Raw genomic sequence first — 26318 nt, forward strand, 5'->3', positions numbered from 1 at the left:
GGGCTATGAAGCATGACACTATCACATTCAGAACCACAAGTGCTGCAGAACTGGATCGGCGGACAATGGATCGCTTCCGCTGCGACGAGCTACGAGAACGTTTATAATCCTGCAACCGAGGAGGTAATCGCGCAGGTTCCGCTCTCCACGCGAGAAGATGTAGACGCTGCCGTTCGTTCAGCGAAGGAGGCAGCGGCAAGCTGGAGCCGCACGCCGGTTCCGCGCCGCGCACGCGTGCTGTTCAAATACCAGCAGCTGCTAATCGACAATTGGGAGTCGCTCGCTCGCCTTGTGACGCTTGAAAATGGCAAGAGCTACACCGAAGCTTACGGTGAAGTGCAGCGCGGCATTGAATGCGTCGAGTTCGCTGCAGGAGCGCCAACGCTCATGATGGGCAAGCAGCTGCCGGATATTGCCTCGAATCTAGAGTCGGGCATGTACCGTTATCCGGTCGGTGTCGTCGCAGGCATTACGCCGTTTAATTTCCCGATGATGGTGCCATGCTGGATGTTCCCGCTTGCCATTGCGTGCGGCAACTCTTTTGTAATGAAGCCATCCGAGCGTACGCCGCTTCTTGCTAATCGTCTGGCAGAGCTGTTCCACGAAGCTGGCTTGCCAAGCGGCGTGCTCAATATCGTGCACGGCGCGCATGATGTCGTGAATGGAATATTGGAGCACCCGGGTATCGGAGCGGTATCCTTCGTCGGCTCGCAGCCGGTAGCAGAATACGTGTACAAAACCGCATCCGCGAATGGCAAGCGCGTTCAAGCGCTGGCAGGTGCGAAGAATCACTCCATCGTCATGCCGGACGCAGATTTGGATCTGACGGTCAAGGAAATTATTAGCGCTGCTTTCGGCTCGGCTGGCGAGCGCTGCATGGCCTGCTCCGTCGTTGTCGCTGTCGGGGAAGTCGGCGATGCGCTTGTGAACAGACTGGTCGAAGCGGCTAACCGCCTGACGATCGGCAACGGCATGGAGGAAGGCATATTCCTTGGACCCGTTATTCGCGGACCGCATAAGGAACGGACGCTCAAGTACATCGAAATCGGCGAGAACGAAGGAGCTCTGCTCGTTCGTGACGGACGTAAAGATGCTGCTTGCGCAGGCGAAGGTTATTTTGTAGGACCGACGATCTTTGACGAAGTACAAGGCGGCATGAAAATTTGGGAGGACGAAATCTTCGCTCCCGTGCTGTCCATCGTTCGTGTGGCAACGCTTGAGGAAGCGATTGAGCTGTCTAACCGTTCGGACTTCGCTAATGGCGCATGCTTGTTTACGCAGAACGGTTCGAATGTGCGCCAATTCAGAGAGACGATCGACGCGGGTATGCTTGGCGTTAATCTTGGCGTTCCGGCTCCAATGGCGTTCTTCCCGTTCTCGGGCTGGAAGAAGTCGTTCTACGGCGATCTGCATGCCAATGGCAGCGACGGCGTAGAGTTCTACACTCGCAAAAAAATGGTGACGGCACGCTGGTAGAGAGACACATAGAGGAGGCATTTTACACATGAACAAGGTTAGAGTTGGCATTATCGGTGCGGGCCGCATCGGCAAAATCCATGTGGACAATCTGCTCCGCCTGCCGCAGGTCGAAGTATCGGCGGTTAGTGACTTATTCGCTGGACCGGAGCTCGAAGCATGGGCGGCTGAGCGAGGAATCGCTTCCGTAACAAAGGATAGCAGCGCTATACTAACGAACCCGGACATTGACGCAATCTTCATCTGCTCTTCCACGGATACGCATGTACCGCTTATTCAGCAAGCGGCGGCGGCGGGTAAGCATATCTTCTGCGAGAAGCCTGTCAGTATGGACATCAAGCAGACGTTAGAAGCGACACAAGCAGTAGAAGAAGCGGGGGTTAAGCTGCAAATCGGGTTTAACCGCCGTTTTGACCATAATTTCAAACGGATTGCTGAGCATGTTCAAGGAGGGACAATTGGATCCACGCATATTGTGAAGATCACTTCGCGCGATCCGAATCCGCCGCATAAAGACTATATCCGCGTGTCCGGCGGCATGTTCATGGACATGATGATTCACGATTTCGATATGGCTCGCTTCGTTTCGGGCAGCGAGATCGTTGAGGTCTATGCGCAAGGCGCGGTTCTAATTGATCCGGCATTCTCCGAATACGGCGATGTCGATACGGCGGTCGTTTCGCTGAAATTCGCGAACGGCGCGATTGGCGTCATTGATAACAGCCGCCAAGCCGTGTACGGCTACGATCAGCGGGTAGAGGTGTTCGGCTCCAAAGGCTCGGTTGCGGTCACGAACGATTACCCGAATACCGCAGAGATCAGCACGGCTGAAGCGGTGTATCGCGATAAGCCGCTTCACTTCTTCCTGGAACGCTACCAAGCAGCCTATGTAGAAGAGACGCGTATGTTTATCGACTGCATCGTATATGACAAGCCAGTTCCGGTTAACGGTAATGACGCACTCGGAGCGGAGCGGGCAGCGCTTGCGGCGAAGCTGTCGCTGCAGCTGGGGCGGCCAGTTAGAACGGATGAAGCGGTTCAGCTTGCAGAACAGCATTTGCATTTCGCATAATAGGGAAAGGGTGCATGAGCGGATATGTCAAAATTGATCGTTAGGCCGGCGGAGCAGCCGGATGAGCACGGACGCTTGCTCGCTATAACGCCAGAGTCGGCGGGATGGCAGTATGTAGGCTTTGAGGTTGTTCGCCTTGAGGCTGGGCAGTCGCTACGGCGCGCTACCGGAGACCTTGAAGCATGCATTGTATTGTTAAGCGGCAAAGCGGATGTGAAGACGAAAGCGAAGGAATGGCGCGACATCGGCAGCCGAATGAGCGTATTCGAGCGCACGCCGCCCTACTCGGTGTACGTTCCGAATGAGGATGAGTTCGAGCTCGTGGCGTTAACCGTGCTTGAAGCTGCGATTTGCACAGCGCCGGGCAGCGGGAGTTATGAAGCGCGGCTCATCGGGCCGGAAGACGTAGGCCGCGAAACGCGCGGATACGGCAATATTGAGCGCCAGATTCATAATATTTTGCCTGAACAGCGCTCAGCCGATAGCCTTCTTGTCGTAGAGGTGTTCACGCCTAATGGGCACTGGTCGAGTTATCCGCCGCATAAGCATGATCGCAATGCGCTGCCGGATGAATCGCTGCTGGAAGAAACGTATTATTTCAAAATCGCACAAGACAATGGCTTTGCCATTCAGCGTGTATATACCGACGACAGGTCTCTTGATGAGACGCTCGTCGTGAAAGACGGTCAGGCCGTCCTCGTACCCGAGGGCTATCATCCGGTGTGCGCGCCGCCAGGATATGATTGTTATTATTTGAATGTAATGGCCGGTCCGGTTCGTACGTGGAAGTTTCATAACGACCCGGATCATGCATGGATCATGGTCAATCCGAGCGTCAAGTAGCAGGCTCTTTGGTAGATCGGCCTAGGAAGGAATGGATGATGAAAGCGACGATATACGACGTAGCTCGTGAAGCCGGTGTATCCATAGCAGCAGTATCTCAAGTGATCAACGGCAAAGGTAAAATAAGTGAGGAGCGTCGCGCCGCCATTATCAGCGTAATGGAGAAGCTGAGCTACAAACCGAGCGTTATCGCAGCCGCATTAACCGGCAAAAAGACGTATACACTCGGACTGCTCGTTCCAGACATTTCCAATCCTTTCTTCGCCGAGATTGCTCGCGCCGTGGAGGATCAGGGCAACGTTCACGGCTATAGCATTGTGACCTGCAGTACGGATAACCGTGATGAACGCGGCGAGAACTACTTGTCGCTGCTTGCGCAGAAGCACGTGGACGGCATCATTATTGGAACCGGTATGGGCGGCAAGGAAATGCTTGAGAAGCTGCTCGCCAAATCAGTGCCGATTGCCGCAATTGCCCGTGAGATGCCCGGCTACGATGTCGATACGGTTGTCATTGACGATTACGAAGGCGGACGGCTGGCGGCCAGGCATCTCACCCAGCTTGGGCACACGCGAATGGCGGTTCTCTCGGAGAGCGCGAAGATCCCAAGCTCGCAGGAGCGGATTCGCGGCTTCCGCGATGAACTGGCAGAAGCGGGACTAGAGCTGCCTCAGGCGTCCGTGAAGGCGAGTGAACGCGATTTGGTGAAGGACGGCAAACGCAATGCATTCGCGCTGCTGGAAGCCGAGGAGCGTCCAACTGCCTTGTTCTGCTGCAATGACTTGCTCGCCATCGGCGCGCTGCAAGCGGCGAAGGAGCTGGGGCTTCGCGTACCAGATGAAGTTTCGATCATCGGCTTTGACAATACGATTCTTGCTACGGTAACCGATCCAGCGCTGACGACGATTGCCCAGCCAACCGACAAGCTGGGTCAGCTTGCTGTCGATCTAATCATCGGCAAGCGCGAGCCCGAGCAGCCGAGAGCATTGAAGCGGATCGTGCTGGAGCCGGAGCTTATCGTCAGACAATCAACAGGGCGGCCGTTCTAACTAAGGTTAGACGGCCGAATCCTTTTTCCCGCGAAAAGAGGCGTTTCTCATGTGTAGAACATTGACAGCAGCCCATACAGGCTGCGGCGTTCATCCTGATAATACAATGGCTTCCTTCTACGAAGCGATGGCAGGCGGCGCACATATTGCCGAGGTGGACGTGCATGCGGCAATGGACGGTACCGCGATTCTACTTCACGATGACTCGCCTTTCTTGCGAGAATTCGGTTATGAACAGCTGAAGGAACCGGAAATGAGAGTGCTGCTGGACCCGATCTATGCCGACTTTGAGCTGGCTACCCTTGAACAGGTGCTTCGTGCATCGGACAATGAACGTCTAATGCTTAACCTGGACATCAAGTCAGAAGAGGCGATCGAGCCTACAGTAAGACTCGTGCACGAATGGCAAGCGCAAAGCCGGGTATTTATTACAGGACACGACTTGCTCGCAGAGCATTTTCCGACTATAAGAGTGATGCTGAATACGCCCACCCATCTGACTGAGGCAGAATCAGAGCAGTATGACGAATTCGCTGAGCGAATATGCCAGCAAGCGCTTCAAGGCGGCTACGTAGGATTGAACATGCATTTCTCGACGTGCAGGCAGCAGGTTGTAGACCTCGCTCATGCATCTGGGCTGCTCGTATGGGCGTATACGGTGAATGAGCTTGAAGCGATGGAAGCGCTGATTCGTATGGATGTGGACGCGATTACAACTCGGAGGCCTGAGCGTCTTCTTAATCTTTGTAAAGATCTATTAGAGCTCTAGTGAAAGCTCAAAAGAGTTGTTATGGAGGGATCGTGCGATGAAATTCGAGGTTAGCCGCAGCGCGGCAGTTCAGACTATTATTGTGCCCTGCTTCTCGCAAAGCTTGCCGGAGCTGGCGCAAACGATCGAGGTGCTGCGGCATGCAACGCTTCAACCCTATATGGGGCAAAGCGGAGCGGTAACGTGGTTTTACAGTACGAATGGTCAGCCAGATCTGATGCTTGTCGGGCTTGGCAGCGCAGAGCAGTTCCAACAAGCGAGCTTGCGGGACGGTGCCGGGAATGCCGGACGCGCGCTGCTTAAGGACAAGCGGATGACGGCTCTTGTATCGTTCGAAGCGCTTCAATGCCCGCCTTCCGGTGAATTGCCTGCCTTGCTCCCTGATATGCTCGCAGCTTGGGTCGAAGGCTCGCTTCTGGGTACATACACTTTCGAGCACTATAAGTCCGTAAAATCGGAACAACTAGATCTCGACATCTACTTCGATTGCGATAGCTCAAATGAGCTCGAGGATGCGATTAAGCTTGGACAGATTCGCGCGGAAAGCACGATGTGGGCACGCGACTTGACGAATGAACCGCCCAACTATTTACGTCCTCGAGATTTAGCGGAAAGAACGGTGCAGCGCTTTGCCGGCACAGCCGTTCAAGTATCGGTATACGAAGGCGAGGAGCTTAGGAAGAGAGGCTTCACTGGCGTTGCGGCGGTCGGCAAAGGAAGCATTCATCCGCCGGTCTTCATGGAGCTTCGGTATTGCACGGATGCGTCGAAGCCGCTAGTTGCGCTGATTGGCAAAGGCATCACGTTTGATACGGGCGGCATCAGCTTGAAGCGCGACAACGATATTAGCGACATGCGCATGGATATGGCTGGCGCTGCTGGCGTGCTCGGAGCGCTTGATGTGCTTGTTCGCAGCTCCGCTGCAGCGAATGTGGTCGTGCTCGTCCCGTCGGCGGAGAATAATCCATCCGACCGGTCGATGCTTCCGGGCGAAGTGATCCGTTATGCGAATGGCGTTACGATCCAGGTTGGCAATACCGACTCGGAGGGCAGGCTTATATTGGCGGACGCTCTAATCTATGCGCATAGTTTAGGGGCAAAGAAAGTAGTCGATATGGCGACACTCACCTATTCGGTCGTCGGCGCGCTTGGAACTAGCGTTGCGGGAATCTTCGGCCATGATTCGTTCGTGAAGGCACTTACGACCGCGGGCGAGCCGTTCGGCGAGAAGGTGTGGCAGCTGCCTCTGGTCGATGAGTATGAGCGTTATCTCTCAAGCGATTATGCGGATGCATCCAACATCAGCAGCGGCAATGGCGGTGGAGCGATTATGGCGGCGCTGTTTCTGCGCAAATTCGTCCATCCGTCGCTCGAATGGGCGCATATCGATATGAACGGACCGAAGGATTGTTCCTCGGCGAAGGGGCAGTTGACCGCCGGAGCTACCGGCTGGGGTGTCCGGCTATTAGCGGAATATTTGACGACGCATTAAGCGACGATAAAGCATACAAAGAAGTCCCCCGAGAGCCATTGATCCCGCGGGGACTTCTTTAATTTAATAGGCAGGTAACTAGATAGATCCGGGAGCCCTTACGGCATACAGCTTGCCGTCGTCCGATACGATATAAACCGGCTGCCGATCAACGGGTCGCACCGGATCGATTAGCGGAGTATGAAGGATCGCGCCGCCTGTCTTGTATTTCCAGAGCACAGTTCCATCTGTATAAAGAGCATACAGGTAGTTGTCATTCGAACCAAAGAAGACCTTGCCCATCGCGTCAAGTGTCGCTGAAGTCGTAACGGTTCCGTGCGTTTGATAGGACCATTTGACCGTCCCGTTCGGATTAAGCGCATAAAAGCGGTCTGAGGCGGCTGCATAGATCGTATGATCGGCTCCAATGACCGGCGCATTGGCGAACATACCATTCGCAGTGATCAACACGGTCGCCGCCTTGGTAGAAGGGTTTATTTTATAGAGATGATGATCGTTTGAAACGGCGTAGAGATTCCCGTCCGGATCGAATGCTAGGCTCGCATAGCTGCCCTCGAGAATTGTCTTCCACTTTAGATGCGGGATCGGCGTAAGCCTTGTTATGATTTTTGCAGGAAGATGCCCGATTGACGGAGCCGTGATGGTAACGGTGGTTTGAGGTGACACGGCGTACAGCGTACCATGATTCCCGCCGAGATAGATTGTGCCGTCCGTTCCGATTGCGCCTCCTACTGTAGAACTCGCCTGATCCAGGTCCAAATGCCCTTTGATTGTCCCCGAAGGAGAAACTGCTTGCAGCGTTGATCGCTCTCCCATATTCGTAACGACGTAAATCGTGCCGTCTCTGCCCAGCAGAGGTGGCGTCGAGTAAGGGAGCGAGATGCTCCACTTTAGCTTGCTGGCCGGCGTATAGGCGTACAGCTTATAGTCGTCAGTCACGTACACCGTGCCATCATCAGGTTGAACCGTGATGGACGTAATATATGAAAAACCGCTTTGCGTCCATTTGACCGTACCATCCGGGTTATAGGCGACAAGGAAGCCTAGAACGACATGCATATAGACAGTACCGTCCGGTCCAATGGCAGGCGCCGTCTCATTCCCTTGGCCAATCTGTTTGGACCAGATTCGTTTACCGATTGGTATGAGTTGAATCGGTTTAACTGGGATGCCAGGTTTAATCTTAATAGGCGTGAATGCATCTGCGGTCATCGGCATCCAAATAAGCGCGCAAATGCAGAGCGACCACAAGAGCAGCCACCTTCTACGTTTCGGAATCACATAGCTCCTCCTTTCATAACTTGCCTGTGCTCCATATATATTGGAAGATGCTGCGAAATAGTGCATAAAGAAACACCTTCAAGAAGAAGTCCCCCTTGTCATAAGCGGGCAGCGACTCTTGAAGGTGTTCGTAATTAATGGATTGTTGAGCCGATATCATCAGGTGGCTGCAGGCCAGGACCAGGAATGGGCTCATTCGTTACGTAGCTGTCTTTCAAAATATTAAGGAAGACATCCTTGCCATAGTCAACGTCATAGCCGTAGATCATCGCGGATTGGCTTCCCTGCAAATCGACGTCGACCTCTTTCACTTCGCCTTTGTAGAGTGAGATGACATCGGAGAGCTGCTGTTTGTCACCGTTATACACTTTCATCTTCATATCGACCTCAGGGACGACCACAAGGTGAAGCGTGTTATACTTCGCACCGAAATCAAAGGACAAATAATAATCTTCCGTATGGGCTACCGCGAAGGAGTACGCACCGTTATACTGCTTGCCATCAAACACGAGCTGCGCTTTGTTGATCACATCGTAATATTTGACGGTATAGTCTTTGACCATCCTAATATGCTTGTCATAGAAGGTGACGCGTTTATTCGTCGCTGTCGTGCCCGATTCGCCGAGACTGACGGTCTTCGTTGAAGCATCATACTTCAGAGGTACGCCGAGCGCGTCTGCAGTCGAACGCAGCGGCAGATAGGTAGTGCCTTTGTACGTGATTGGGAGCTTCTTATTGCCATTCGCATCGGTAGGCTGCCAGTCTTTGCCGTCTTTCTTGAAGTGAAGCGTCCCGTCGAGCACAGCCTTAATCGTCGTTGACGTCGTGGCTGCGAACGCTCCCGTAGTCATCGAAAGCAGCGCTGTGGCAGATAACAAGGCAATCATGCTTTTTTTCTTCATTACTAGAAGCCTCCCAAAAAAATTTATAGGTTCCACAATAAATGCAGCAAATTAGGCCAACAGGCTCACTTACAGATATTTCAAAAATAGCATGGCGGCTGTAAAATAAACATTATCCGAAAGTTGTAAAAAAGGAGTACCTCGAGCGGTATTCACGGAACCTGATGCTGAGATAAGAGGGGCGTGGACATGGAGAGAGGCAGCGGCAATGAGCGGGTAGCGCGGACACTCGATTTGATGGAACAGCACTACCTTGTTGGACGGGATAAAGAGATTGAGTTCTTTGTTGATCGGCTTCAAGGGGCATCAGATCAAGGCGGTATTATCAATGTGTACGGGACTGGAGGAATTGGCAAAAGCTATCTGCTGCACGAGTTCAGGCGGTTAGCAAGTCAGCGGAACGTTCAATTTCTTCTGCTGGACTGCCGCGTCTTCCCCGGCAATCCGGTGGACTTCTGCCATCACGTTCTGCGTGCGATCCGTTACCCGATGCAGTCGATTCTTCAAAGCAGCGACGTCGGACAATTGATCGAGAGCTGCTTGCAAGCATTGGCGGATATGGCGCTTCACGGCAAAATGGTGCTGGCGCTCGATTCCTTCGAGTCGTTCGGCGAGATGGAATATTGGCTGCGGGAGCAGTTTCTCGCACAGCTGCACCCGGGCATTCTCGTCATTGTTGCTGGCAGGTTCAGGCTGCAAGGGGCGTGGCTGTCTTCTCCAGGCTGGCGGCAGCTCATCCACCAGCTGTCGCTTAGCGACCTCAATTACGATGCTGCGCAGCTCTATCTGGAGCGCTTCGGTATCGTAAAGGCAGACAACATCAAGCGGATTTGGAGCAGAACGAAGGGACATCCGCTAACGCTTTCGCTGCTCGTCTCAACAACGCTCGCTGGCGCTCTGCCAAAGGAGACATTCGCAGACAGCGAAGTGTTTATGCACGTCGTCAGTACATGGCTGCGTGAAGTGCCTGACCCGGATATGCGGGAATTGGTAGAGGCGTCGGCGGTGCTTCGCAGCTTCAATCAGGACCTGCTTAGCCGAGTGCTGGAGAAGCCGGTGACGAACGAGCAGTTTCTGAAGCTCACCGGTTACTCCTTCGTGCAGCGCGTAGAGCGGGGCTGGCTGCTGCATGATTTGCTTAGGGACGCAATCGGCGCGGATCTGCGGCTGCGCAGGCCAGAATATTACCACCGGATATGGAAGCGCTGCGTTCTCTTCTATTGCGACAAGATGAAGCAATCCGCAAAGCAGAAGACCGCGGCATGGGAGAACGGAGAGATTCTATTCTATATCGGCAACCAGTTCCTTCAATTCCTGCTCTATCAGCAGTCGATCTCCTTCGGCGCCGAGCCGCTCCATCCGTCGAATTGGGAGGAGGCTGAGCGGTATATGGAGCACAGAAGGCAGACGGCCCGCGATGCCGTCCTCCACTTTATTAACAGGGAAACCGGTCTGCAGGAAGAATACATACTCACGGCGAGCGAGAGCCTCGGGATTCTGAATCAGATCCGCATGAAAGAGCTATACGAGCTTGATCCGACCTGTGTGAAGCTCATTCGCAACGCCGAAGGCGCCATCTATGGCTTGATGGAGATTATACCAATCAACAAGAAGACGATGAATTACTTACAGTCGAGTCCGATATCGTCGGCATATTTCAATCATCTTTCTCATTCTGAACGAAGCGGGCTAATGGTACCTGGGCATACGAAAGCCGGTTATTTTGTGAAAATCCTTGATGTCTACGATTTCTCCGATATTTCGATGATGCAGGCGTCCTTATTTACGTTTATCTCCCATATCCTTACTGCCGGGTTCGTGGTCGCAGCGCCAACGGAGAACCCAATTTCCTATGCGATCTGCACGAGCCTTGGACTCGAGGTTGTGGAAGGAGTCACGCATTCTGATTACGACGGGGTGACCGAGAACCGCTATTATTTCATGGATACAAGAGGCAGCAAGCTTCACAGCTATTTGAGCAAAATGATTGCTTCCTTCGATCTGCCCGAAGAGGATGCCGTGCAGAGCAGACGCGCGGAGGAGCAGAAGCAAGAAGCCGCAGAAGTGTCTGGGGCGCCGGAGGTGCTGCTCTCGTTCCGCGAGCAAGAGGTGACACGGCTTCTCGTCGCAGGACGCTCAAACAAAGAAATCGCAAGCGAGCTTTGTCTAAGCGAAGCGACGGTGAAGAAGCATATTTCGAATATTTTTAAGAAGGCGAGCGTAAAAAACCGCGTGCAGCTGCTGAACAAGCTCCCGGCAGTTTCCCGCAAAGCATAGTCATCGAACCCAGTCATATATTTTATAAAATAAGCCCAATCCGTTGGAGGAATATCGAGTTCGGCAATGAATGTATACAATATACATACTTTTTGTATTTCCGACACGAAAACGAACGAATGAGGGGCGAATGATGGTGGTTTGGAGAATTGGGCTTGTTGGGACAGGGTTCTGGTCGGAGAAGCATCTACAGGCTTGGAGCCGCATTCCGAATGTACAAATTGCCGCTCTATGCAATCGGAGCCGGGATAAAATGATCGAAAAAGGGCGCCGTTACCGCGTTCCCGAGGAACAGCTCTACGGATCGCTTGAGGAGATGCTGGAGAAGGCGGATATCGATATTGTTGATATTGTAACCGGTCCGGAGACACATCCGGCCTTCGTCGAGCTGGCAGCAAAGGCAGGGAAACATGTGCTTTGTCAGAAGCCTTTCGCCGAATCCTTCGAGGAAGCGGAGCGGATGGTGAAGGCAGCCTCTGATGCAGGAGTGCGGCTCATGGTGACGGAGAATTGGCGCTGGCTGTCGATCTTCCAGACGATGAAGCGGGTGTTGGATGAAGGCGAGCTTGGCCGTGTGCTGGCTGCGCTGTATATGCACTCGGATTATTTTACGATGAGGATGTCGCAGGACATGAAGCTGCCGCAGCCGTTCTTCAGGCAGATGCCGCGTCTTCTCTTCTACGAGATGGGTGTTCACTGGTTCGATACATGGCGCTTTCTGCTTGGCGAGCCGAAGCGGCTCTATGCGGAATTTCAGTACAGCAGCCCGCATGTCATTGGGGAGGATTCGGGTATCGTAACGCTCGGACACGACGGTTTCTACGGCATGCTGGATATGAGCTGGGCAACGCGCCGGGAGCTGCACGGAGCGCTTGAACCGGACATCGTGCTGGCGCATCATATCGAGCAGTTCGTCATTGACGGCGACAAAGCGACATTGAAGCTATATGGAGATGGCAGCATTGCCATCATCGACAATAACGGCGGCAAGCGTGTGTTGACTGGACCGACCGAGCTTGATCACGATGAGAGCCACTATCGGCTGTCATCGCATTTTGTCCAATGCTTGGAGTCGGGCGAGCCGTTCCAAACGAGCGGTGAAGACAATTTGCGGACGCTGCGGTTAACCTTCTCCGCATACGAAAGTGCGAGAACTCATCAAGCGATAGGCTTTGAATCTTAGTTTAGTATACGGACGGAAGCTAGCGGAACGGTTGAGCTGGAATGCGGTCAGGTGTGAAGGGGGAGCGAAGAGGTCGATGGCAAAGCGAGTGGTTGACGGGGAAAAGGTTCTGGTGGTTCCAGGATGGTAAGCCGCAGCGAATACGATGTAAGGCAGCTGCGTTACGGCTCATCTGAGTCGTTGCCTGAGCGGCGCAGGCTGCAAGCTGGACCGCTTACCGCCATATTGGAGGAAGGCGGGCTGCGGTATATCCGTTACCGGGGACAGGAGATTGTCCGCGGCATCTATGCGGCTATTCGTGACCAGAATTGGGGCACGATTAAGCCGGTGTTTCGCGAGCAGCAAGTGACGCGGCGCGCTGATTCGTTCGAGGTCGCTTTTGTCGCGGAGCATCGGCAGGGCGAGGTGGATTTCGAATGGAAGGGCTTGATCGTCGGCGAAGCGGACGGCACAATTACGTTCTCGTTTGATGGAATTGCAGGCAGCAGCTTCCTTCGCAATCGCATCGGCTTCTGCGTCCTGCATCCATCCTCGCTCGCGGGTTGTCCGGCCCAGGTAGAGACCGCTGATGGCGGTGTCATCGCGGGAGCGTTCCCTGAACGGATATCGCCGCATCAGCCTTTCTTCGATATGACAGCCATTCGTCATGCTGTTACGGAGAGAGTGTCGGCAGAGCTGCGCTTTGCAGGCGACCTGTTCGAGATGGAGGATCAGCGCAACTGGACGGATGCCTCCTTTAAAACCTACTGTACGCCGCTGCGCCTGCCTTATCCGGTTGAAATCGCGCAAGGGCAGCATGTGCAGCAGCAAGTTACGCTTCAGCTAATTGGCACGGAGCCGCATGTTGGCGGAGTGGAGGGTGGCGGGCTCGCTTTAGCGGACGATATTGCTTTAGCGGCGACAGTCGAGCTTGGAGAAGCGGTTATTGGACGGGTGCCAGAGGTTGGCTTGTCCGCAACGCCTGATCATATGCATAATGAGCGGGAAATCGAAGCGCTTCAGCGGTTGAAGCTCTCGTTTGTGAGATCGTTATTGAAGCTGTCTGGGCTAGATTGGGAGTCGACACTCGCTTGTGCGTCGGATGCCGCGGCTAGGCTTGGTGCGTGTTTGGAGCTGGAAGTGGTCGTTAGCAGTGGCGACCCTGTGTTGCAACAGGGACAGCTGCAGGCGTTGGTTATGGCGATTGCTGTTGCAGGCGGTGGCTCGCTCATAGACACGGTATTTATTTACGAAGAGGCCAGCGTTGTAAGCTCGGGCGAGCTGCTGGCCGAGCTTCGCAGGCTGCGGGACGAGGCGGGGCTGCGGTTCAAGGTCGGCGGCGGAACGCGGGCTTTCTTCACTGAGCTGAACCGTGCGCAGCAACCGTTCGCGCCGCAGCTAGAAGCGGTGATGTATACGATCAATCCGCAGGTGCATGCCTTCGATACGGCATCCATAGCGGAGACCGTTTCCGCGCAAGGAGATACGGTGCGCAGCGCTCGAGAGCTTGCGCCGGGGCTTGCGCTCAGCGTCGGACCGATCACGCTCAAGCCGCGCATGAACCCGGTTGCAGCAAGCGAAGAGGGCAGGCGCATGGCGGAGGATCGCGCGAATCATGTTGATGCGCGACAGTGGTCCTTGTTCGGGGCAGGCTGGACACTCGGCAGCTTGCGCCATCTGGCGGAAGCAGGTGCGGATCGCGTGTGCTATTACGAGACGGTCGGCCCGCTTGGAGTGATGGGGGAAGGTGCGAATCCGGTGTATCCGCTGTTCCATTCGCTCGCTGCAGCTGGCGAGCTTCAAGGCGGGGAGCTGCTGGATTGCCGCGTATCCGATCCATTAATCTGCGAAGCGTCGGCGGTGCGTGGAAGTGATGGCCGGATCGCGCTGCTGCTTGCCAACTATACGAATGAAGCGGTAACGGTGCAAGTGAAGCTGGCCGGCGGGTTGTTGCCGTCGCGGCTGCGCGTTCTTGACGAGCGCAGCTTCGCAGCAGCGGATGCCTCGTCGCTGCGGATGGAGGAACGCCCGTTGCCATCACAGCAGGTGGCTTCGGGCATGCTTGAGCTGATGCTGAAGCCGTTCGCTTTCGTGATAGTAGATTATGGAGCCTGAGAGTCGGAGAATCCGCTTCTCGGCCCGCGAACAATCCAACCGACCCAAAAAGGGGAAATGCATGCATGTTAAGAAACATGCTGAAGTATGGGATCTGCGGCGTTCTAGCTGCAGCTCTAATCGCAAGCTGTTTCGTAACAGACGCGAAGAAGTCGGAGGCAGCTCCAGTTCTGGAGACGGTCACGTACAGCGCGCATTCTTCCTTCGGTTCCGTTCAAGGCGTAAACAACTGGTTCAACATGAAGAAGTCGGGTACGACGTATTCGTATCTTAGCCAATATGATGCGACTGCCCCGGCACGATGGAAGGAAGCTTCCGGTTATCCCTACGTCCGGGATTCGTTCTTTCATCCAGATACGACTTCCGATGCGGTGAAGAAGTGGGTCGCTCCGCAAGCCGGGAACATCGCAATTGCAGGAACGATTACGAAAGTTAATGCGAGCAGCAACGGCGTCATTGCGCGGATTTACAAAAACACGGCGCAGCTGTGGAGTGCGACTGTTACATCGTCGGCGGATGTGACACCAAGCGGCGTCTCCGATATTCATGTGGAAGCGGGGGACGCGATTTATTTTACGATTGGCGCGAACGGCAGCATGAATTTTGACGAGACGCATTGGTCGCCTGTCATTAAGATGACGACGGCTGTGAAGCTTGAAGCGGAAGGGTACGACGCGATGTCAAGCGTGACGGCTTCGACTACTAATGATACGGGCGGCGGCTCGGAGGTGGGCAGCTTTGATGCGGATGATTATCTCGTTTTTAAAAACGTGAATCTAAGCGGCGGCTACAAGACACTGGAGGCGCGTGTCGCGGCCATCGTAACAGGCAACACGTTTGAGGTGCGGCTGGACAGCTTGAGCGGGCCTGTTATCAGCACGTTCACAGTGGCGAACACGGACAGCTGGTCAACGTTCGAGACGCAAGTTTGGCCGATTACTGGTTCCGCTACGGGCGTGCACAACTTGTATATCAAAGGCGTCGTCGGCTCAGGAATTGCCAACATCAACTGGTTCCGATTGACGAATAACAACACAAGGGGAGCGACGGTTCCTTTTACAACATACGAGGCGGAGGGCGGTACGCTGGGAGGCGGTGCGACTTTAAACAACGATACGGCCGTGAAAAAGGAAGCTTCCTCTGGCAAAAGCTACGTCCACCTCGATGCGACCGGCGAATCCGTGACGTGGACGAATGTCCGCGATGCGAACCGGCTCGTGCTGCGTTACAGCATCCCACAGAATACAAGCGGCGCCATTGCCCTCTACGTCAATGGTGAGAAACGTCAAGATCTCGCGCTGGCTTCGACGTTTAACTATGATACGGCGCCGGGGTCGACGTATGTGCGCAGCTTCGATGATAAGGATTTTGTAGTGGAGCTGAATGCGGGTGATACGGTCAAAATCCAGAAGGATTCCGGGAACAGCTTGGCGTGGTACGGGATTGATCTAATCGATTTGGAGACGGCGGGAGCGCCGCTTGTGATGCCGGCGAACTTCATCTCGGTCAAGTCGGCTCCGTACAATGCAGTCGGCGATGGGGTAGACGATGATACGACCGCGATTCAGGATGCCGTTAATGCTGCAGCAAGTGCAGGCAAGGGGGTCTGGTTTCCACCGGGCACATATAACCAGAGTGACAAAATTCAAGTACCGTCGGGCGTGACGATCAAAGGCGCGGGTATCTGGTATTCGCATCTGCATAGCACGATTACGAATAGTGACTGGGGCGGCGATGTCGGTTTCCAGATTAACGACAATACGACGATCTCCGATCTTCGCATCAGCGGCGTCGATACGCAGCGTGACTCGCGTTATGGGATCATCATTGCAACAACGGCAGGCGCAGGCTCGAACAATGTGCTGCAAAATCTATGGGGCGAGCATGTCGGCTGTTTCGAAGGCTGGAATGACTGGTCGAATTCGATCATTCAGGGCAACCGGATTATGAATACGTATTTTGACGCGATTCACTGGGGAGATGGCGGCGACGCGAATAACCTGGCGCAGAACAACTTCATGCGCGGCTTGGGCGATGACGGCGTTGCGCAAGTGAACCTGATGAATTTCGATACCGTCGCGCAAAATAATACCGCGCAGTTCAATACCATCATTGCGAGCTATTGGGGCAGAGGGATGTCTGACGTTGGCGGCAACAGCTTGATCTATCGCGACAATGTGATCGACGGCATCTACAATGCTGGCATGATCGTGACGACGGAGCCGGTTGAGCCATCAAAGCCTTCGTATACGATTGACGGCCTCAAGATCCAGCGCAACACGATCAACAAAGCCGGGCATGCGGGGCACAATCATGCGAGCCTTCATTTCTGGCTGGATGTGAATCCGATGCAAAATGTGAGGATTGAGCTGAACACGATCACAAACGGTGAGACCGAGGGGATCCATATCGACAACACTGCCTACGGCGACAGCGGCGGCCGCACACAGTTTGGCTTTAACGTCGCCAGCGGCAATGCCTTGGCGAACTATATGAATGCGAGCAGCGTGGTCGTGCCGATATTGAACGGTAATAGCGGGTTTTAAGGTGTTGGAGTCAGTAGGGTGGTAGTGGCAGGCGCGGCGTGAAAGTGGCCGCGCCTTTTTTCTGTGGGGCTGGTTGGTTGAGAGGACACATGCGTGCTCTCAGCATCCAAAACGCGCCGAAAATTGATAAAGACTCTCTCGTAACTAAGAATGCCGCACTTCACGGCGAAGTGGCCTCAGAGAACGTGTGAATCCTTTTGAGGCTTAGAGAAGTCGGCTACTCATATGCTCGGTGGAGGAGGTAGAATCGGCGAGTAGCAAGGCTTGTTTGAGAACCGGGTTACAGGGATTTTTTTGTATAGTTATCATAGATTTTCCATTCGTAGAGTAGTTTTAGTATAGTAGAGTTGAACAGACAAGGAGGGGTCTTATGACAACGATTCGACTCGCAACAGTTAACGATATTAGCGAGCTTGCCCAGATCCGCTATGAGTTCACGATGGAGGATTATCCAGAGCTGCAGCAGGAGACCGAAGGAGAAGAGCAGTTCTACAGAACGTGCTCGGCGTTTCTCGAACGGGCAATCTCAGGCGGAGACTGGTACATCTGGGTCGCCGAAGAGGACGGGCGAATTGTCTCGCATATGTATTTGCAGCTCATTCATAAGGTGCCAAGACCTGGCAGAGTCGAGGACCCGTACTTCGGCTATGTCACAAACGTATACACAAGACCCGCTTATCGAGGCCGAGGGATCGGAACTCAAATTCATCAGTCGATGGAGCTGTGGGCGAAGGAGCAAGCGGTCGAGTTTCTCATTCTATGGCCAAGCAGCACAAGCGTCCAATTCTATGAAAGAAGCGGATTCCGCCCGAGTGAGGAAGCGCTGGAGAAACACTGGTAGCCCATTTTGAACGCTATGGAGATGACGCGCCGTTGACGAACAATCTCATTATCGTATTCATTATGACGATGATTATCCATACAACAGAAACACTGTCCTATGCGGTACGGCTCGCAGGCGTCCGGCTCAACAAAATCGCAGTCGCGCTGTCGCTGACCGGGATCATCGTCCTTGTCTCACGTACGGCGAACCTCATTCAAGCGCCGCTGACCGCCAAGTTCGTCGATTACGCGAAGCATCATGCGACGTTCCAGTTGCTCACGTATTTGCGATTTATTTTGCTCGCCTCGTCGATTGGGACACTGTTCGCGATCATTCTTTTTCCCACTTTCGTGAACCTGTTCGGCAGATTGATTGCCAAGCTTGAGATTGCAGGCTCACTCCCGAAGCTCATCACGAGCGTCACGATCGGCCAGCTGAAGAATACGAAATATTACCTCAAAGCACCTAAGTTTAACTTCAAACGTTTCCGCTACCTCGGCATTCCGAAAAAGTTTATTTTGCTCAGCATGATCGTGACTTCCTTCTATACCGTCGGCGTTCTGGCTTCCCTGTATGCCGCGCATATATACCCACAATTCAGCACTGCCGCCTCACAGGCATCAGGCCTCATCAACGGCGTCGCGACCATCCTGCTCACCATCTTCATCGACCCGCAGCTTGGGCTTATTACAGACAAAGCGCTAAGCGACGAATCCCATCGTGACCGGCTCGGCAAAATCTACGTCGTGCTCATGACCGCCCGCTTCTTCGGGACGATGCTCGCACAGTTCGTTCTTATACCAGCGGCATATTTTATCGGTTATATTGTGAAAATGATCTAAACAATAAACAAGCAAAAAGCCTGCTAGCGCACTTCACAAGGTGCCGGCAGGCTTTCTCCGTTTTCATTATTATCCAGGGAGCTGTGCGAGCAGCGAATCGAGCAGCGCCGCATATGTCGCATTCACCATATTCGCTTCTTGCATAACCGTGCTGAAGTTGCGGACGGTTCCCATTTGCTGATGACGGCGATAGACAGTAAGTACCTCGTTCAAATAGTGAAAATCAACCTTCGACAGCAGCACGCGGATCCATAAATCATAGTCATGCGTGTACGGAAGCGACTCGTTGAAGCCTCCGATGTCCTGGAACAGCTCCTTCGTCATCATGATGGTACAGCCATTGACCGGACAGCCGTGGCGAATGCCGTTAATGAATGCCTTTGCCGATGGGAATTTAATTGCTGCTGCATGCTGCGTAATGGTGCCATACTCGTTCATGACGTGATAGTCGGTATGGCAGATGCGTGCTCCAGTCCGTTCCATATACGCCACTTGCCGCTCGACTTTGTCAGGAAGAAACCGATCATCAGAGCTCAGCCAAGCGACGTATTTGCCAGTAGCCATCGCGATGCCGTAATTGAGTGCGCTGCCGGTACCCCCGTTCGCTTTGCCAAGATAAATGATCCGGGATCGATAAGGTGCAATCACATCCTGATGTTTCGTCGACCCATCGTCGATGACGAGAATCTCAATGTTCGGATACGTCTGATAGAGTGCGCTGACGATCGCTTGATCGACATAGGGATCGTTGTAGAACGGGATGATGATAGACACTTTGGGCAGCATGATCGGTCACCTCGCGATAGTTCATTCTATCTTCACTATATGGGGACAGGGCGGATGCAGACACAGCAGGTGTTCTTAGTTAAAAGACTATTTTTGGCAGCAGTTGCTAGACGTAGGACGGAGTCTGAGGGCGACGAGGATATTGACGATATCCGCGGCATAGCGGGTTGGCGAGAAATGCGTTCGAATGTGCTGCTCAGCTGCACCGCGGATGGCGCTCCGCAGCGGCAAATTATCCATAAGCTCGCTTGCTGCCTGCACCGCTTCGGGAATCGTGCTAGAGTTGAAAAATTTGCCTGTTCGGTTATGGTCAATGAAACAGCGGACGCCGTCGGAGTCGGTGGACAGCACCGGGCAGCGGCAGCTCATCGCCTCTGCAACCGCATAGCCGAAGCCCTCGGTTATGGAGGTGGATAGGAGTAGACCGCCGGAATCCCCGATGGCAGTTAAGTAGAGCGGCATTTGGCTGTGCGGAATGTTGGAGCGGACCGTCAGCCGATGTGTCAGATTCAGCTCGCGAATGCGAGCGTTGAATCGATCCCGTTCGCAGGGCTCCGAGATGGTGGCGTCCTCGAACATCCAGATTTGCAGATCCGGCCTCAGGGATGCAAGCACGCTGCAAATATCGAGGAAGAGGGGCCAGTTCTTGTTGCGCTCCAGCCGTCCGATCCAGCCGATGATCGGTGCGCCTGACGGATTAAGCGCAGCAGCTGCGGGACCTAGATGGATGAACTGGTTCGTGTCGATCATATTTTGGACGTAGAAACGGGGCAGGTCGCCGAGGTAGGTTTGGAACAGCTCCATAAGGTGCGAGGTCGGCGTACTGATGGCTGCATTTGCAAAAGCACGGATAAACGTTGAGCCGAATGCGAGCGTGCCAGTCGCTTGCTCTTTCGTTCCGAGCCCTTGCGCCTCGTAGATAAGCGCGCCGGTGTAGCCAAGTCCGCGCAGCCGCTGGAGCATCAGGTGATCGCAGGTGACGATGATGGCGTCATAACGGCCTGTTTGGAGGACCGTCTGGATTTCATGATCGTTATTCGTCACAAAATGGGGGATGTCCGCCATGTTCTGCCTCCCCGCGCCATTCCACAGGTACAGTGCATGCACCTCAATGCCTACCGCGCGAAGGGCATGGAAGCGCAGCCGGTTCAACGTCTCAATCCCGCCGCTCGGAATAAAATAAGTAACTAGCAGCTTCATCGCAATCTTCCTCTCTTACACGCTAACATAGACACTTATTGCTAGTGTATGTCGGTGGAATGGGAGAGGCTTGGGCCAAAACGCACACAAAAAACCTCCGCCGCCAGAGGCAGCAGAGGTTCCCAGCATCAAACCAACTATTTGGTCTTCACGCTATTCACATACTTCTGGATAAACGTGAACGCATTGTCATGATGCTCGCCGTTGATGCGGATTGCGGCGATGTATTCCTTGCCGATGACCGGCAAGTCTTTGAGCAGCGAGCTGCCGGCGATGTCCACGCCGTAGACGTGCAGTGTCGGATCGTCCTGGGTAACAGTCTTGAACGCCGACTCAGGCTTGTAGGAGAAGCTCATTTTGCTAGCTGCATCGCCGTCCAGCGGGAGCAGCGAGCCGTCTTGCGCCAGCTTAATGAAATTCGGTTTATCCAAGATGTACACATCGGCTTTGTTCATCATAAGGTCGATAATGCTCTTCTGCATCAAAGCGGAGTCCTGCTGACTCGTCAACTCTTGGGGGACAAAAGTAAAGTAAGCAACGACGCGCTTCCACTGCGGGAATTGCGAAGTAAACTTCGTCTCAATCGGCTTCATATCGGAATTCTGGAACGTGCCGTCCACATTGTAATACTCGCCGAAGAAGGAGACGCTCACATCCACCGGAGGCAGCTTCGCAAGCTCCGCTTTCTCCTTGCGGTGAACATCATAAGCGTGAAGCCCATAGATCAGAATAGCGATCACTGCAATGACACCGAGAACGTGAAACTTATAATAGCTGACGAAATGGTCGATTTTCTGAAACGCGGGTCCCATCGATTTATATTTTCCATAAGACGCCTCATTGTACTTCTCCATGGTCTTCTCGTCTTCATGGCCGACGATAAGCCGGTACGCGCGGTTGATCTCTTCCAAGCTAGGAGCGTCATCTTGCTCATCTCCTTCGCGCTGCTTATTGGAGCGATCACGCCGGAGCAATATGAAATACCGTTTCTCCACTTCTTCCCTCGATGCACCTTCAGTCAGGCCGAGCAATTCATAGGCTTGTTTCAGATCATTCATGGCGGGGCTACCTTCTCTTTCTATTAAACTTGTAAACGCATTATTACTAGTATACTTCCTTTGCCCCCAATCGACAAAATAAAACAAAACAGCCCCTCATTGCTCGAGTCAAAAGGGACTGTTTCATACGCGCCATTAAAGCGTCCAACGCAGCAGCAGCGCGGACTCGGTCAATCCGCCGCCGAAGCCGTACAGCAGAACGGTATCGCCGGTAACAATCCGTCCATCCTTAATCGCCAGATCAAGCGCGAGCGGAATGGAGGCCGCAGACGTATTGCCATACTGCGCCATGCTCGTTAACGTGCGCTCCAGAGGAATGCCAGTGCGCTCGCAGATCGATTCCACGATCCGCATGTTCGCGCTATGCGGCACGAACCAGTCGACTTCCTCGACGCCGTAGCCGCTGTTCTCGAGCAGCGCCTTAATGCCCTTCGGCACCGTAGTTACTGCCCATTTGTACACTTCGCGGCCATTTTGCACGATGAGTCCATTGGCTTGGATCGGCTGCCCGTTTATCGTAGTTGCGAGGCTGGAGCGGTACAGATGACGGCCGTCCTCGCCGTTCGTGGCGGAGTAAGAAGCCAGAAAGGCGCCTTCGTCATCGCGCTCAAGCAGCGCTGCACCTGCACCGTCGCCGAACAGGATGCAAGTGGTGCGGTCTGTATAGTCGGTCGCTTTGGAGAGTGTCTCTGCGCCGATTACTAATATTTTGTGATAAACGCCGGAGAGCAAGAGGCCATTCGCCATCTGAAGTGCAGCGACGAAGCCCGCACATGCAGCTTGAATGTCGACAGCTCCGCAGGATGCGATACCGAACTCGGCTTGCACGCGAGCGGACATGCTCGGGAAGAACGTATCCGGCGTCGTCGTTGCCACGATGATATAGTCGACGTCATCGAGCACGACACCATAGCGCAGCTGCAAATCGCGGACGGCACCGAAGCACATATCGCTGCAGAACTGGTCATCTGCGGCAATCCGGCGCTCCTTAATCCCCGTTCGCTGAAAAATCCATTCATCATTCGTATCCACCAGCTGTTCCAAATCATGATTCGTCAGCACGCGTTCAGGCACATAGGCGCCGAAGGCGGTAATTGCAGTAAGAGATCGCAGTGATGAGTGCGGCATCGTTCGTCAACTCCTTTAAAGAGTAGTCATTCGTAGTGCTGCCTGTTTCGTCAGTATTAGCTGTAAGGGTGCAAAAAAAACGGGAAGGTCTGATTTAGATATCCTTGATCTCTCCACGATGACATTTATTAATATCAGGTACTAGTACTTGGTACTAATATCAGCATACATCACTTTAATGCTCATGTCTATAACCTATCTTTTATAGATCATATGCCTCAATTGTAACCAAATTTTACCGATAAATGGTTTCGTAAGATCTCATATAGAAAGGAATTCATCTACGTGATATTTGATGCTAAATTGGATGATAAGCCTAGTTTAAGCAACAGGAAATCGGGCAAGAGTCATGAATGGCTATCGAGAAGAAGGTAAACAGCCGAAACATCTTGTTGACTTGGAGCTAACTCCAGACTGTACACTCTTGGTATACCAAATGAGAAAGCAGGGACAATTCGAATGGAATATGTGAAACTCGGTCATAGTGGCTTGGACGTTTCCCGTCTATGCCTTGGCTGTATGAGCTTTGGCGTAGCGGAGCAGTGGACGCATCCGTGGGTGCTTAATGAGGAGAACAGCCGTCCGGTCATTAAGAGGGCGCTCGACCTTGGCATTAATTTTTTTGACACGGCGAATGTGTACGGCGGCGGCTCGAGTGAGGAAATTGTTGGACGAGCTCTGAAGGACTACGCCAATCGGGATGAGATCGTCATCGCTACGAAGGTGTTCTTCCGTATGAATGAAGGGCCAAACGGTGCCGGCCTATCGCGCAAAGCGATCATGAGTCAAATTGATGCAAGTCTGAAGCGGCTCGGGACAGAGTATGTGGATTTGTACCAAATTCACCGCTGGAACTACAATACGCCCATCGAAGAAACGATGGAAGCCTTGCATGACGTCGTGAAGGCGGGAAAAGCTAGATATATTGGTGCATCCGCCATGTATGCATGGCAGTTTCAGAAGGCGCTGCATGTCGCGGAGCAGCATGGTTGGACGCGGTTTGTAGCAATGCAAAATCATATGAACCTCATCTATCGTGAAGAAGAGCGGGAAATGATGCCGCTCTGCAAGGCGGAGAAGATTGGCGTGATCCCGTACAGCCCGCTTGCTTCTGGCCGCTTAGCTCGCGATGCGTCTGTCACGACTTACCGTTCCGAAACCGATCAAGCGCAGAAAATGAAATATGACGCAACTGCAGAGGCGGATCGTTTTATCTCCGACCGGGTTGCTGCAATCGCTGAGAAACGGGGCGTTCCTCGTGTACAGATCGCGCTTGCCTGGCTGCTGCAGAAGGAACCAGTGACAGCTCCCATTATCGGTGTGACGAGCATCGCCCAGCTTGAAGAGTCGATTGGTTCGCTTGCCTTAAAGTTAACACAAGAAGAAATAGCATCCCTTGAAGAGCTTTATGTTCCTCATCGAGTCGTTGGCGCGTTATAAGGACAGTCACCAGGCAAAAAGGCGTAACTTAACCTAAAAACTTGCCAGCATAGCGTGTGTCCGTCCGGTTAACGCTATAAATGAGCCGTCTTAAGTCGGTTCCTTATGAAACGGAGGATGGGACACATGCAGCGGAAATTTGCAATGCTCGCAGCCGGCGCCATGTTGACGACGATGTTGACAGGGTGTATGGAGAAGCAGGGTGACTTAGGTAACCGTAATATCCGGGGCAATAGTGTAGCTTATGATATGAATGGCAACCGAATCATTCATTCTAGATTTGCGAATGATCAGATGAATGAAATGAACCGGGTAGACGGTCATCGTCTGAACAGCAATAACATTGTTGGTCTGCACAAGAATTACCGTCTGGAGATGAGTGATACCATTGCCAAACGGATCGAAGCGATGCCGGAGGTGAACAAAGCGTATGTCATGCTGACCGATGACAATGCCTATGTTGCGGTTTCGTTCAAAGATCATAACGTCTCCGCTAAGGGGACAAGGGCGATGAACGTCGTGCCGGCGCCAACACCGCTTAGCCGTACGCAGCAAGCTTATCAGCGCCCTTACATGAAGATTATGTCGTCCGGTACGAGCATGAGTATGAGCAGCAAAGGAAAAACGCGCGCAAGCTCAATCTCGTCACCGAATATGACGACCAAAAACTTCAGTATGCGCAGCGCGCCGCTCTCGACGCCAACGCGGACCATGCCGCCAAAGATTAATCATGTGCGCCCTTACTCGACACCGATGAGTAACCCGTTGAGAACCAATTCACTGACGGTTACAAGCGATTTGAAAAGCCGGATTGCCAGCGAAGTAAGATCGTTGGCGCCGCAAATTAATGAGGTATACGTGTCTGCTAACCCAGACTTCGTCGACCGCATGGCTTCGTATATGAATGACGTGAAGCTTGGTCATCCGATTCAAGGCTTCATAGCGGAGTTCAACGCGATGGTCGACCGTATCTTCCCAGCACGCAAATAGCTATAATTACCCGCGTTCTACATTACTATTCGCAAATGGAAAACAACTGATTCGCGAGCGATCGCGAATCAGTTGTTTTCGTTTATTCGCCCGATTCGATCCGTTACAATCGCCGAGCAGAATTGGCTGAAGCTTGTACCGAGCTTCTTCTTGAACATACGGCCAAACGTATGCACATCCGAGTAGCCGACTGCATTCGCGATCTCGCTTATGGACATGTTCGTCTGAATCGCAAGCTCCTTGGCTCGTTCAATGCGCACTCGCGTTAAATAATCGAATGGAGTGATGCCGAAGGCGCTGCGAAACTTAACGATAATATAGTTGCGGCTAAGCCCGGACAACTGTTCGAGCTCATGATGCCGAATGTCCTTGTTGTAGTTGTTCGCGATAAAGTTTCGGATGAGGACCATTTTCGTTTTAATTTTATGCTGAGGCTCGGTTCTAGTTTCCTGTTCTTGCTTCCAACCGGACAGTTCGCCGAGAATGCGCATCAGAAGGCCTTGGCACTGAGTATGATGGGCAAGTCCGGGCTGCTGATAATGCGTAATAAGCTGCGTAAGCATCGTCTCGATCGTATGGCCGGCAAAATTGCCGAGGTAGCGTTTTGTTCCGAGCAGCTGCTCGACAGGGTAAGGGATCTCGCCAAAATCGAACAGAATCGAAATACATATGTATTTTTCATTCGGAATCGTATGAACTTCATGGACTTGCTGCGGAGAGTGATAGATGAGATCGCCGCGCCTTGTAATATAGGTCTGGCCTTCAATCGTATACAAAGCGGCCCCTTCGACGACGTATTGCAGCTGATAGCTGCTAAGCATCCGGCTCTGAATACCCCATTGCGAAGGGGCATGGAATAGGTGCGCTAATGTGATGTAAGGAGGGTGAAAATATAGCCCTGCCGCATGCTCTGGCAGCGGATGATGGTGCAGAGGAACCTTGGTCAAGTGTAATCACCTCTTCTTCTCTTACGATGGCAGAAACGCGTGATTTCGGCAACCACTTTGTTACTTTTAACTACTTACTTGAGCGATGCGTTCCCTTATACTACAAGTGTGAAGCAGTTA

General features: G+C 53.2%; 21 protein-coding genes. 14 read left to right on the plus strand and 7 right to left on the minus strand.

From position 1 onward, the window contains the following. The first annotated feature begins 12 nt into the window (after positions 1-12). From AC0LWF_RS16165 to AC0LWF_RS16190, 6 genes are read left to right on the plus strand one after another with little or no spacing between them, the layout of a single operon-like run. Positions 13-1476: a CoA-acylating methylmalonate-semialdehyde dehydrogenase gene (locus AC0LWF_RS16165; protein ID WP_474652556.1), complete on the plus strand. Its 1464-nt coding sequence runs from the start codon at positions 13-15 to the stop codon at positions 1474-1476. Between the two features lie 28 nt (positions 1477-1504). After that, positions 1505-2548 carry an inositol 2-dehydrogenase gene (gene iolG, locus AC0LWF_RS16170; protein ID WP_474652557.1) on the plus strand — a complete coding sequence of 348 codons (1044 nt, stop codon included), beginning with the start codon at positions 1505-1507 and terminating at the stop codon, positions 2546-2548. A 24-nt stretch (positions 2549-2572) separates the two neighbouring features. Then, the gene (gene iolB / locus AC0LWF_RS16175; RefSeq protein ID WP_474652558.1) at positions 2573-3391 is read left to right on the plus strand and encodes a 5-deoxy-glucuronate isomerase; all 819 of its coding nucleotides are present in this window, start codon (positions 2573-2575) and stop codon (positions 3389-3391) included. 38 nt (positions 3392-3429) lie between these two features. Continuing rightward, a complete protein-coding gene (locus AC0LWF_RS16180; RefSeq protein WP_474652642.1) occupies positions 3430-4440 on the plus strand; it encodes a LacI family DNA-binding transcriptional regulator in 1011 nt (336 codons plus the stop codon). A gap of 49 nt (positions 4441-4489) precedes the next feature. Further along, the gene (locus tag AC0LWF_RS16185; RefSeq protein ID WP_474652559.1) at positions 4490-5209 is read left to right on the plus strand and encodes a glycerophosphodiester phosphodiesterase; all 720 of its coding nucleotides are present in this window, start codon (positions 4490-4492) and stop codon (positions 5207-5209) included. Between the two features lie 37 nt (positions 5210-5246). Then, positions 5247-6701 (plus strand): leucyl aminopeptidase family protein, encoded by a 1455-nt coding sequence (locus AC0LWF_RS16190; protein ID WP_474652560.1) that lies wholly within the window; start codon positions 5247-5249, stop codon positions 6699-6701. Between the two features lie 78 nt (positions 6702-6779). On the opposite strand, the gene AC0LWF_RS16195 is transcribed toward AC0LWF_RS16190, so the two are convergent. Together AC0LWF_RS16195 and AC0LWF_RS16200 are read right to left on the minus strand one after the other, a co-directional pair. Then, entirely contained in the window at positions 6780-7982 is a 1203-nt protein-coding gene (locus AC0LWF_RS16195; protein ID WP_474652561.1) for an outer membrane protein assembly factor BamB family protein, read from the minus strand. A gap of 134 nt (positions 7983-8116) precedes the next feature. Then, positions 8117-8884: a stalk domain-containing protein gene (locus AC0LWF_RS16200; RefSeq protein WP_474652562.1), complete on the minus strand. Its 768-nt coding sequence runs from the start codon at positions 8882-8884 to the stop codon at positions 8117-8119. A gap of 189 nt (positions 8885-9073) precedes the next feature. On the opposite strand from AC0LWF_RS16200, the gene AC0LWF_RS16205 reads away from it, so the two are divergent. The 6 genes from AC0LWF_RS16205 (at position 9074) to AC0LWF_RS16230 (ending at position 18649) form a co-directional block, all read left to right on the plus strand. After that, the gene (locus AC0LWF_RS16205) at positions 9074-11161 is read left to right on the plus strand and encodes a response regulator transcription factor (RefSeq protein ID WP_474652563.1); all 2088 of its coding nucleotides are present in this window, start codon (positions 9074-9076) and stop codon (positions 11159-11161) included. Between the two features lie 130 nt (positions 11162-11291). Next, positions 11292-12344, plus strand: coding sequence for a Gfo/Idh/MocA family protein (locus AC0LWF_RS16210; protein WP_474652564.1), 1053 nt, complete (start codon positions 11292-11294; stop codon positions 12342-12344). A 123-nt stretch (positions 12345-12467) separates the two neighbouring features. Then, a complete protein-coding gene (locus AC0LWF_RS16215; protein ID WP_474652565.1) occupies positions 12468-14438 on the plus strand; it encodes a D-apionate lactonase family protein in 1971 nt (656 codons plus the stop codon). Between the two features lie 65 nt (positions 14439-14503). Continuing rightward, positions 14504-16984, plus strand: a complete 2481-nt coding sequence (locus tag AC0LWF_RS16220; protein WP_474652566.1) for a carbohydrate-binding protein — start codon at positions 14504-14506, stop codon at positions 16982-16984. Between the two features lie 370 nt (positions 16985-17354). After that, entirely contained in the window at positions 17355-17825 is a 471-nt protein-coding gene (locus tag AC0LWF_RS16225) for a GNAT family N-acetyltransferase (RefSeq protein ID WP_474652567.1), read from the plus strand. Between the two features lie 32 nt (positions 17826-17857). Then, the gene (locus AC0LWF_RS16230; RefSeq protein ID WP_474652568.1) at positions 17858-18649 is read left to right on the plus strand and encodes a lipid II flippase Amj family protein; all 792 of its coding nucleotides are present in this window, start codon (positions 17858-17860) and stop codon (positions 18647-18649) included. 69 nt (positions 18650-18718) lie between these two features. On the opposite strand, the gene AC0LWF_RS16235 is transcribed toward AC0LWF_RS16230, so the two are convergent. The 4 genes from AC0LWF_RS16235 to AC0LWF_RS16250 form a co-directional block, all read right to left on the minus strand. Then, positions 18719-19435: a glycosyltransferase gene (locus AC0LWF_RS16235; RefSeq protein WP_474652569.1), complete on the minus strand. Its 717-nt coding sequence runs from the start codon at positions 19433-19435 to the stop codon at positions 18719-18721. A gap of 87 nt (positions 19436-19522) precedes the next feature. Next, positions 19523-20635, minus strand: a complete 1113-nt coding sequence (locus AC0LWF_RS16240; protein ID WP_474652570.1) for a glycosyltransferase family 4 protein — start codon at positions 20633-20635, stop codon at positions 19523-19525. Positions 20636-20772: 137 nt separating this feature from the next. Next, entirely contained in the window at positions 20773-21693 is a 921-nt protein-coding gene (locus AC0LWF_RS16245; RefSeq protein WP_474652571.1) for a J domain-containing protein, read from the minus strand. Positions 21694-21828: 135 nt separating this feature from the next. Beyond that, positions 21829-22821 (minus strand): ketoacyl-ACP synthase III, encoded by a 993-nt coding sequence (locus AC0LWF_RS16250; RefSeq protein WP_474652572.1) that lies wholly within the window; start codon positions 22819-22821, stop codon positions 21829-21831. 459 nt (positions 22822-23280) lie between these two features. On the opposite strand from AC0LWF_RS16250, the gene AC0LWF_RS16255 reads away from it, so the two are divergent. Both AC0LWF_RS16255 and AC0LWF_RS16260 read left to right on the plus strand, forming a co-directional pair. Beyond that, positions 23281-24261, plus strand: coding sequence for an aldo/keto reductase (locus AC0LWF_RS16255; RefSeq protein WP_474652573.1), 981 nt, complete (start codon positions 23281-23283; stop codon positions 24259-24261). Between the two features lie 126 nt (positions 24262-24387). Further along, positions 24388-25251: a YhcN/YlaJ family sporulation lipoprotein gene (locus tag AC0LWF_RS16260; RefSeq protein WP_474652574.1), complete on the plus strand. Its 864-nt coding sequence runs from the start codon at positions 24388-24390 to the stop codon at positions 25249-25251. A 68-nt stretch (positions 25252-25319) separates the two neighbouring features. Here the strand turns inward: AC0LWF_RS16260 and AC0LWF_RS16265 are convergent, their stop codons facing one another. Continuing rightward, the gene (locus AC0LWF_RS16265; RefSeq protein ID WP_474652575.1) at positions 25320-26198 is read right to left on the minus strand and encodes a helix-turn-helix domain-containing protein; all 879 of its coding nucleotides are present in this window, start codon (positions 26196-26198) and stop codon (positions 25320-25322) included. Between the last annotated feature and the right edge of the window lie 120 nt (positions 26199-26318).

Source organism: Paenibacillus sp. sgz302114, assembly GCF_056120345.1.

What these genes read in the sequence shown, in the direction of transcription:
- AC0LWF_RS16165 (WP_474652556.1), top strand. Translation starts at nt 13, where the DNA reads ATGACACTATCACATTCAGAACCACAAGTGCTGCAGAACTGGATCGGC.
- iolG (WP_474652557.1), top strand. Translation starts at nt 1,505, where the DNA reads ATGAACAAGGTTAGAGTTGGCATTATCGGTGCGGGCCGCATCGGCAAA.
- iolB (WP_474652558.1), top strand. Translation starts at nt 2,573, where the DNA reads ATGTCAAAATTGATCGTTAGGCCGGCGGAGCAGCCGGATGAGCACGGA.
- AC0LWF_RS16180 (WP_474652642.1), top strand. Translation starts at nt 3,430, where the DNA reads ATGAAAGCGACGATATACGACGTAGCTCGTGAAGCCGGTGTATCCATA.
- AC0LWF_RS16185 (WP_474652559.1), top strand. Translation starts at nt 4,490, where the DNA reads ATGTGTAGAACATTGACAGCAGCCCATACAGGCTGCGGCGTTCATCCT.
- AC0LWF_RS16190 (WP_474652560.1), top strand. Translation starts at nt 5,247, where the DNA reads ATGAAATTCGAGGTTAGCCGCAGCGCGGCAGTTCAGACTATTATTGTG.
- AC0LWF_RS16200 (WP_474652562.1), bottom strand. Translation starts at nt 8,884, where the DNA reads ATGAAGAAAAAAAGCATGATTGCCTTGTTATCTGCCACAGCGCTGCTT.
- AC0LWF_RS16205 (WP_474652563.1), top strand. Translation starts at nt 9,074, where the DNA reads ATGGAGAGAGGCAGCGGCAATGAGCGGGTAGCGCGGACACTCGATTTG.
- AC0LWF_RS16210 (WP_474652564.1), top strand. Translation starts at nt 11,292, where the DNA reads ATGATGGTGGTTTGGAGAATTGGGCTTGTTGGGACAGGGTTCTGGTCG.
- AC0LWF_RS16215 (WP_474652565.1), top strand. Translation starts at nt 12,468, where the DNA reads ATGGTAAGCCGCAGCGAATACGATGTAAGGCAGCTGCGTTACGGCTCA.
- AC0LWF_RS16220 (WP_474652566.1), top strand. Translation starts at nt 14,504, where the DNA reads ATGTTAAGAAACATGCTGAAGTATGGGATCTGCGGCGTTCTAGCTGCA.
- AC0LWF_RS16225 (WP_474652567.1), top strand. Translation starts at nt 17,355, where the DNA reads ATGACAACGATTCGACTCGCAACAGTTAACGATATTAGCGAGCTTGCC.
- AC0LWF_RS16235 (WP_474652569.1), bottom strand. Translation starts at nt 19,435, where the DNA reads ATGCTGCCCAAAGTGTCTATCATCATCCCGTTCTACAACGATCCCTAT.
- AC0LWF_RS16240 (WP_474652570.1), bottom strand. Translation starts at nt 20,635, where the DNA reads ATGAAGCTGCTAGTTACTTATTTTATTCCGAGCGGCGGGATTGAGACG.
- AC0LWF_RS16245 (WP_474652571.1), bottom strand. Translation starts at nt 21,693, where the DNA reads ATGAATGATCTGAAACAAGCCTATGAATTGCTCGGCCTGACTGAAGGT.
- AC0LWF_RS16250 (WP_474652572.1), bottom strand. Translation starts at nt 22,821, where the DNA reads ATGCCGCACTCATCACTGCGATCTCTTACTGCAATTACCGCCTTCGGC.
- AC0LWF_RS16255 (WP_474652573.1), top strand. Translation starts at nt 23,281, where the DNA reads ATGGAATATGTGAAACTCGGTCATAGTGGCTTGGACGTTTCCCGTCTA.
- AC0LWF_RS16260 (WP_474652574.1), top strand. Translation starts at nt 24,388, where the DNA reads ATGCAGCGGAAATTTGCAATGCTCGCAGCCGGCGCCATGTTGACGACG.